5 protein-coding genes are annotated in these 6,722 nt (G+C 30.6%); all 5 read right to left on the bottom strand.

The genetic code is table 11. The features are described 5' to 3' along the window. On the bottom strand, positions 1-346 hold a 346-nt coding region (locus GBO31_RS03055), incomplete at its 3' end, for a hypothetical protein (protein WP_219006838.1). Between the two features lie 26 nt (positions 347-372). Continuing rightward, a complete protein-coding gene (locus GBO31_RS03050; RefSeq protein WP_219006837.1) occupies positions 373-1,629 on the bottom strand; it encodes a hypothetical protein in 1,257 nt (418 codons plus the stop codon). 288 nt (positions 1,630-1,917) lie between these two features. Continuing rightward, positions 1,918-2,355 (bottom strand): hypothetical protein, encoded by a 438-nt coding sequence (locus tag GBO31_RS03045; protein ID WP_219006836.1) that lies wholly within the window; start codon positions 2,353-2,355, stop codon positions 1,918-1,920. Between the two features lie 37 nt (positions 2,356-2,392). Continuing rightward, complete coding sequence (locus tag GBO31_RS03040; protein WP_219006835.1) at positions 2,393-3,661, bottom strand: hypothetical protein; 1,269 nt, start codon at positions 3,659-3,661, stop codon at positions 2,393-2,395. 398 nt (positions 3,662-4,059) lie between these two features. Beyond that, entirely contained in the window at positions 4,060-6,690 is a 2,631-nt protein-coding gene (locus tag GBO31_RS03035) for an AsmA-like C-terminal region-containing protein (RefSeq protein ID WP_246615753.1), read from the bottom strand. Between the last annotated feature and the right edge of the window lie 32 nt (positions 6,691-6,722).

Raw genomic sequence — 6,722 nt, 5'->3', positions numbered from 1 at the left:
GTTCTTTTATGGTATTTGTGGTATAAACGAATGCTCTATCAGCTATTTCGTTATTTTTTTCTACCACTTTTAAATTATCAGAATCTTCTTTGATACCAATATCACTAAGACTAGTTCCTGGCTTATTAGATAAGGATAAATAGGGTAGCACGACGAATATTTCTCTAGTTCTTTCTAAGTATAATTCGATTAATTCTCCTTTGTTAAGACCTTGTAGTTCGTCTATTGTATGAAATCTATTAATCATTTTACTATTGTCAAAAAGAATGCCTTTCTTTTTGACCTGAGCATTTAAAGAACTCATTACTGATAAAAGTATTACGAATATTATGATTGTTTTTTTCATGGTTATTGGTTTGTTAGGGGTACTCCTTATTGAACTACCATATAGTTATTTAAAGAATTTTTTAGTGAAAAGTCTGGGTTTGAACGATCAAAAGGTGCATTAAAAATTTCTTCAGGTTGTTTGAATGTCTTTGTAAATCTGTTGTATTTTAATAAGTTAAAAGTGTCGTTCTCGATATTGTTATATGTTACAACTCCCTCTCTATGAACATTAAAGAAGCTGTTATCAAGTTTGAATGCAGTTTCTATCATTCTTAAGGTTGAAAATGTTTTGTCCAACTGAACAACATCAGAGAAACCAGATATATGCGAATTGTTTAAATAGAGCTCGCCTAAATTATTTATGGAGATAGCAGCTCTAGTGTGTGTATAATTACTGTCATCCACCAAGCTGATTAAAGTTGCTCCAGTTATATCGATGCTTGATAGAATCTTTGAGTTATCAAAACCAATATTTTTATTGTAACCATCAACTTCTATAGCATAGGATCCATTGTTGCTTGTTATGTATGGGTGTTTAACGGCAAGAATATTTATAAGTTCACCTCGATATCCTTGTGTAAAATCAAAATCATCATCATTTGCTTTATAAGAAATCAGATTTCTGGAGGTGGATGCTCCACCATGCCATTCAAAAGAATCATCTGCAGAATAGCTGATCATAATATTTTCGACAATAGATGTATCTCCTAATGCGTATAGAGAAAGACCATTGGTAGATTTACCTGCATATTCTATTCTTACATATCTTAAAATGGTTGTTTCTTCATGAATTTCATTTCCACCAAATATGGTATATAGTGGATTGAATTTCCCTTTAATGGTACCTTCACCTTCTATAGTGTTAGATTTTCCAGAACCTATGATTGTAATTCCTCCCCAATCACCGCTTTTTCGCGAATTGCTAGACTTATTAGAAGTAAAAATGATTGGTGACGCTTTAGTTCCATCGGCAATAAGTTTTGATCCTCTTGTTACGATCAGGTTGGTATTTGTTTCTGTATCCGCTTTTATAAGCGTTCCTTCTTGGATAGTTAACGTAGCGTCATCTGTTACATAAACATCTCCAGAAATGAAATATACAATGTCACTTCTTAAATAAGTGTCCTTATTGATAATGTTAGGCAATTGCTCTTCATAATCAGAGTAGTTCGTTTTATTTGGAGAAAAATTTGTCCAATCCTTCATCCATTTGGTGTTATTTATATTAAAATTGTCTTGGGAGAACGCTGTAATTGTAATTACAGTAAATAAAAATAAACTTAGTAAATCTCTTGTCTTCATAACTCTTATTTTAAGTTCTACTTTCATTAAACTAATATTGATAATTTGTGTATTATAAATTGTGATTTATAAATTGGTAACATCATTTAGTTCGTCCTTATAGGAGAAAGATTACATGAAAAGTGATTTATTAACATTTTTTTGATATTTCAAATGATAAAATTGTTATAAAACTGATTTTTAAATGTATAAGGAAGTTGTCTATTAATGCCTGTATAGGTTAATAGGTAGCAATAAGAACAAAAAAAACAGCCTTTATGGCTGTTTTTTATTTAAATAGATCTTTTTTTAAAAATTCCCGTTGACTCCAATTCGAATTTTTTTGATCATTTCTTCATAATAAAGAATAGACCATATTATTTTTTCAGTGTCTGCATATGGTATAAACTCCGTTATTAGATTACTGGTGCTTTCAAATGCTTCGGTAGTAGTTTCATGGTGCTTTTTTAAAAGCTTTAAATTATCAGAATTCTCTTTAATTCCAATATCAGATAGACTTACATTTGCTTCATTGGATAAAGCAATATATGGTAAGACAGTTATAACTTCATTTGCTCTCTCTATATATAGTTTTACAAGCTCTCCTTTTTTTAGACCTTCTAATTGATCAATTGTGTGAAATTTTTTAATTAAGGTACTTTGATCAAACAAAATGTTGTTTTTTGTTTGTCCAAAACTTGCGGTTGCTACAAAAAAGAAGAAAAATACTACAGTAATCGGTTTCATTGTCAGAATTTTAATTAGTTAGCGTAAATTTAAAAATTTACTGCATAACGGTATAACTATCACGGGATTGTTTTAAGGTGAATATTGGGTTCTTTTTGTTTAGAGGATCTTCAAATAGATCGGTTACACTTTTAAACTGAGTGGTAAACATGTTATATTTTAATAATTTTTGAACATCTGATGTTTCGGAAAAACGTGAAACTACATTAGTATCATGAACATTAAAAATACTATTTTCTAAAGAAAATGATTCCTGAAGATTACTATAAGATGTGTAGGAGTTATCGAATTTAACAACATTAGAAAAACCAGATATTCTGGAGTCCGAAAAGTTTAATTGTGCTAAATTTTTTGAAGAAATTGCAGCATGAGTATGTTGGTAATTTGTTTGATCCGAAAGATTTATCAAAGTGGCTTCTTGGATTTTTACGGTAGATAATTTTTTGGAGGTAAGTCCAGCCTTTTTATCATAACCATCGATTTCAATAGCATAAGAACCGCTAATGTCTGAAATATAAGGATGTCTTACTGCTACAATATTATATAGTTCACCTCTATATCCTAGAGTAAAATCATAATCATCATCTTTTGCCTTATAAGAAACCAAATTATTGATGTTTAGTGTTCCTCCGAAAAACTCAAAAGAATCATCTGCAGAATGGCTAATCATTATATTATTTAAAATTGATTTTTTACCAACCGCGTATAAAGATAAGCCATTAAGTTCTTTAGATTGATTAATTTTTCTACCGGCGTATTCAATTCTAACATAGGTCATTATCGCAGTCATTTCATCATCATTTTCTCCACCATATAGTGAGTACTGAGGTAAGAAGTTACCTTCTAGAACACCTGAAGATGCAGGAGAGTTTATGGTTGCTGATCCTGCAATAACAATTCCTCCCCAATCACCAGCTTTTCGGGATTTTGGAGATTTGTCTGATGTAAATACAATAGGTTGTCCTTTTAGTCCTCTGGCAATTAATTTAGATCCTTTTGAAACAACTAAACTTGTTGGAGTCTCTGTGTCACATCTTATTATGGTACCTTCTTCAATACTCAATGTAGCTCCATTAATTACATAAACATTTCCTGAAAGAAGATATACAGATTCATTGGATAAATGAGTGTCTTTATCTATAATATTTGGGATATCCCGATCAGGGTTCGGATATGCTTCATGATTTGGATCAAAATTTGTCCATCCTTTTGTCCATCCCATAGAACTTTCGTTTAGAGAGTTTTGAGATTGTAATAAAGATGGAATAAATAAAAGAAATACAATAGGGAAAATAACTAGTTTCATAACTTTTGGGTGGGGATTAATTTTAGGGTAAAATTATAACTATAAGCAGTAGACGTGTAAGATCTAACTTTACTAAATAGTTAATCTAGTTTTAATAAATTTAATACTCAGTTTACGATTATTTTTTTTGAAAAATTAATATATAAACTAATAGATGTTATCTGTGAAGTTTCGATAAGACGGTTTTTTTAAAGGTTTATAATATTTCATATATCCAATTAAAACCCAATGCTTTTTTTGAAGTTTCCCAGAACTAAAGTACTAAGAAATAAACGGAAAAAAAATTAATTATTGCATATGCTCTGATAAGCTGTATATTTTTACACATTACTGAGTGTAACCTTGTATTAATTAATAAAATGTTAAAAAAGAGCTATAACTATTTAGTTATTATAGACCTAGTTTTTTGTTTTAGTAGTGTCTTTTTTCTTTTTCTTGCCCAGAAAACCTCCTAAAATATCTTTGGCAGCATCTTTTAGTTTATCTTCAGGTTTATCGGTTGTTGTTTTGGTAGAATCTTCTTTTTTTCCTGAACCTCCAAGTAAATCGGTTAACACTTTTGTTCCTTCACCTACAATTTTGTCTTTAGCTTTGTCTTTTTGTTTTTCTATTATCTGTTGTGTAAGCTGTTTTACGGCTTTTCCAGTATTCAGATTAATTTTTGGATTTGAGAAATTCCCGGAGATTCCAATAGGAAGAGCAACTTTCATCTCATTGGTTTCCTGAGCGCTTAGTTGAGAAATCAATCCACCTACTTCATTTCCAAGGTATTTCGCGGGTACATCGAGGGATACGTTGTAATTCATATTCATATCAAAGCTATGGCTTCCTCCTGCAGTTATTTTAATTCCTTCGATATCAAAATCAAAAGGTTTTACATTGATCTTACCGTCATCAAAATTTAGAGATGTTTTAATATCTTTTAAATTCAATTTATTTAAATCCACAAAGTTCAATTGATTATCTAAATTCGATAATAAAGGAGTTTGTGAAGTGTTTACTTTGGCGTTGAGTATTTCTGCTAGCGCATTTCCTTTTAAAGAATTAAGGACTGGAGTAAGATCGTTACTTAGGTTCCCGTTAAGTTTGATTTGTGTTGTCAATGCTCCTGTTAAGGCCTTAGCAATAGGTGCTAAGCCTTGTAATAATTCCAGGCTAGCGAAAGACTTAGCAATATTGATTTTGCTTAGATCTAAATTCATTCCAAAATTAGGAGTGTCGGTTTTAGTAGACACTTTCCCGTTAAAAGCAATTCCACCGTCAAAAATATTGGATGTTACATTTTGTAAATAAGCAGTTTCATCACTTATTTTTACGCTTCCTTTAGTATTTTTTAATTCCAAATTATCATAAATTACTTTATTGGCATTGAAATTTAAAGTAGCATCTATAAAGGACGGAATTTTAAGTGCTTCATCAGTTTGTGTTTCAGAAGTTTCTTGTTCTATAGTTTCAGTTCCAGCTACCATAAAATCATTCACTGCAAAAACTTCAGAATTTACATCAAAATTTCCTTTAAGATCTTGTTTTGAAAACAAGAAACCCATTAGATTTTGTATACTTCCTTCAGCAGTAAGATCAGATTTTCCTGTGGTTACCTGCATCTTATCCAAGGTTATGGTTTCTGGTTGGAAATTGACATTGGCATTTTCAATTTTTATTTCATTTGGCAATTCTGCAGAAGCATATGTGAATTTGTCTAGACTAATAGTTCCAGAACTTTTTACATTTTGATATTGCTCTTTCTCTAAAGATTGCATATCAAAATTAGTATTTACATTAGCCTTCAATATTCCGTTAAGTTGTTGTTCTAGTTCCATTGGATAGGCCTTATCCAAATTAGCAAGATTTAAAGTTCCTTTCACAGCCATATCGACAAGCATATTTGAAGTGATATTTTTCAAGCTTCCTTTGGCAGCAAAAGTATCCTGATCAATTCTAAATGTAAGATTGTTTATGTTGATATATATGTCATCAGCTAAACCAGTATCATTTTTAATTTGAGTATCGATAGTGATGTTTTGAACACTCTTTGGTAAATCTGGGTATTTAAAAGAAGCATTGTCTGAAGCAATTTTGATATCCATTTTAGGGATATAAGTATCATCAGATTTTCCTTTAATCATTCCGTTTATAGAAAACTCTCCAGTAGTTTGTACTCCATCTAAATTCTTGGCGTATACTTCTGGAATAACGGCAAGAAAGTTTTTGAAATCAGACGTTGGGGTTTCAAAGCTAATATCGACATCTGTATATGCTTCGAATAGTTGTACGAACCCCTTAAATTCTAAAGGGAGTTGATTTACTAAGGCTTTATTTTCTTTAAACGCATATCGCTGATTTTCTAGATCCAATTCTAATTCTGCTTCTAACTGTAAGGCATTTTTGTTTAGATATTTGATGTTGTCCAAACTGAAAGAAACTTCAGAGTTAGATTTTGTATCTAATAGAATTTTTTCTCCAGACAAAGCTCCATCTCCACTATGGTTTACATTAGTCATCAATAAAGCGATTTTGCTTAGGTCGTTTTGATATAGAAGTTTACTGTTATTTATTTCATAATGTTCTAATTCAAATGTAAAAGAACTACTTTCTTCCTCTTTTACAGTTTCTTCTTTTTCTGAAGCTTTTACAATATCGAAGTTCGAATTTTCTAAAGAGTCTGTTTTAATAGCAATATTAGCTTCATCAATGATAAACTTTTGTACACTAATCGGATCTGATGCATCTTTAAACAATTCTTTGATAGACATGTCTAAAGATATTTTTTTGGCATATGCCAAAGTATCACCTTCAAAAGGAGCAAAGTTGATAATAGAAAGCTCATCAATAATTACAGAGGCCTTTGGAAAACTTCTGATCAAACTAATATCTACATCTGCAAAATCAACTTTTGCATTTACATGTTCATTAGCTAAGTAGCGAATTTTATCTTTTATCGTTCCTCCAAATAATAATGGGATGGATATAAGAGCTATTACTAAAATTAGAATGATTATACCGAATATTTTGAGGACCTTCTTGATCATTTTTAATGCTTTTACGTAAAGTAACGATTTAA

This window comes from Aquimarina litoralis (assembly GCF_019295435.1).
Classification (GTDB): Bacteria; Bacteroidota; Bacteroidia; order Flavobacteriales; family Flavobacteriaceae; genus Aquimarina; species Aquimarina litoralis_A.
This window is presented reverse-complemented; position numbering and strand designations above follow the sequence as displayed.